We start from the raw sequence: 2,007 nt of genomic DNA on the forward strand, positions 1-2,007 counted from the left end.
GTTCAGATAAAAACGTCTCCACAAAACCCGGGGCAATTCAGACCCGGGTCAGGTTCGTCCGTTCCGGCGCGATCAGCATACTCAGCGGCACGGGCGACAGTGTATAATCTGGTAACACATGCTCAAGACGACCATCCCGCAGGCAGTCTTCTATCAGCCAGCGATGGGCCGGCCCGTAGCCTCGACCTGCCAGAAACGCATCCCGCGCTGCCAGACCGTGATCGACGATCAAACGACCGTGGAACGGCACAACGTAATTTCTGCCCCTCGCGCTCCGCAAAACCAGCTGATCCGATCCATGCACACGGGCCATTCGCACACCCTCAAGCTGACGCAGGTCCTCGGGGCGCCGCACCGGACCGTTGCGACGCAGCCATTCGGGAGATGCGACCAGCATACGCTCGCTCTCGCCAAGGGAGCGCAGTTTCATCGCGCAATCGCTCAGAGGGCCCAGACGGATGGCGATATCAACGCCGTCACGCACCAGATCAATGCGCTCGTCTGTCAGACCGAATTCCACCCTGATCCCTGGGTTCTCGTCCTGAAAAGCATAGACGAGACGACTGAAGTGCAGAACACCCAACGCACCGGTACAGGAAATACGCACCGTTCCGGCCGTTGCCTGCCGTGTATCGCGCATTTCCTGACTTGCCTGCTCGACGAGGGAAAGAATCTGCACGCACTGCGCATAATATCGCGTCCCTTCGTCTGTTAACGCGGTCCGGCGCGTGGTGCGCGTCAGTAACGAGACACCCAGAGCCTCTTCAAGTTCACGCAGATGCCGCGTTACTGTCGATTGTCCGGCACCGGTTTCCCGTGAGACGGCGGCCAGATTGCCGCGTTCAGCGATGCGCACAAAGGTGCGCATCCGTTCCAGCGAGATCAGGGATTGTTCCATTTTTCGGCACAGTGCCTTCCGCTATCTCCATATGGGAGAAGAATATCCTATCGCCTAGTCTTGCCAGGAAACGAATCTTTTTTGCAAAGACAAGGCCCCACACATGAATGTCCTGATCGTGTTCGCCCATCCCGAACGACACTCCCTCAATGGCGCCCTTCTCGATATCACAGTCGCCGAACTGCAATCGCAGGGCCACGAGGTCAAAGTCTCTGATCTTTATACCATGCACTGGAAAGCAACCGTCGACCGGAGTGACTTCCCGGATCTGCCTGCCGACGAACGCCTGAAAGTGGCATCTGCATCTTCCCGCGAATTCGCAGCGGACGGCCTGACGGATGACGTAAAAGCAGAGCAGGAGAAACTTCTCTGGGCCGATACCGTCATTCTTCAGTTTCCGCTCTGGTGGTTCGCCATGCCGGCGATCCTCAAAGGCTGGGTTGACCGCGTTTATGCCTGTGGCTTTGCGTATGGCGTTGGTGAGCACAGCGATCGCCGCTGGGGGGATCGCTATGGCGAGGGCGTGATGGCAGGCAAGCGCGCCATGCTGCTCGTAACGACGGGAGGCTGGCCGGAGCATTATTCCGAACGCGGGATCAATGGTCAGATCGACGATCTGCTGTTTCCGATCAACCATGGCATTCTGTTCTATCCCGGCTTCACAGTGCTACCGCCTTTCGTCGCTTACAGGGTGGACCGATTGGATGACGCACGTTTCGGAATTATGTCCGAGCAACTTCGCGAACGTATAAGCACGCTCGCAACGACAACGCCCATCCCTTACCGGAAGCAGAACGGTGGCGACTACCAGATCCCGACGATGGAACTGAAACCCGGCCTGGAGACACCAGGCGCCGTTCGTTTTGCCCTGCATGTTGCAGAACAAAAGCCCTGTCTCCGCGACTGCGAGGAATAACGCCCCGACCATCACGCGAACGTGAAAACCGACAAAATTGCGCCTGAATTCCTTTTCGTTTGTTTCCTATGTGTTTCCTGGGCGGGGAATTGGGCACAAAAAAAGCCACCCTTCTGGGTGGCTTTTCTTCTGTCTTTTCAGACGCTTATGCTTGGTTGCGGGGGCAGGATTTGAACCTGCGGCCTTCAGGTTA

At 57.3% G+C, this 2,007-nt stretch carries 2 protein-coding genes; one reads left to right on the forward strand and one right to left on the reverse strand.

Annotated features, from left to right (window positions below; all coding sequences use genetic code 11):
* Window positions 1-37: 37 nt before the first annotated feature.
* Window positions 38-898 (reverse strand): LysR family transcriptional regulator, encoded by an 861-nt coding sequence (locus Absy_RS11120; protein WP_048854838.1) that lies wholly within the window; start codon window positions 896-898, stop codon window positions 38-40.
* A 103-nt stretch (window positions 899-1,001) separates the two neighbouring features.
* On the opposite strand from Absy_RS11120, the gene Absy_RS11125 reads away from it, so the two are divergent.
* Complete coding sequence (locus Absy_RS11125; protein ID WP_048854839.1) at window positions 1,002-1,814, forward strand: NAD(P)H-dependent oxidoreductase; 813 nt, start codon at window positions 1,002-1,004, stop codon at window positions 1,812-1,814.
* The last annotated feature ends 193 nt before the right edge of the window (window positions 1,815-2,007 follow it).

The sequence above is a fragment of the Acetobacter syzygii genome (assembly GCF_000964225.1).
Taxonomy (GTDB): Bacteria; Pseudomonadota; Alphaproteobacteria; order Acetobacterales; family Acetobacteraceae; genus Acetobacter; species Acetobacter syzygii.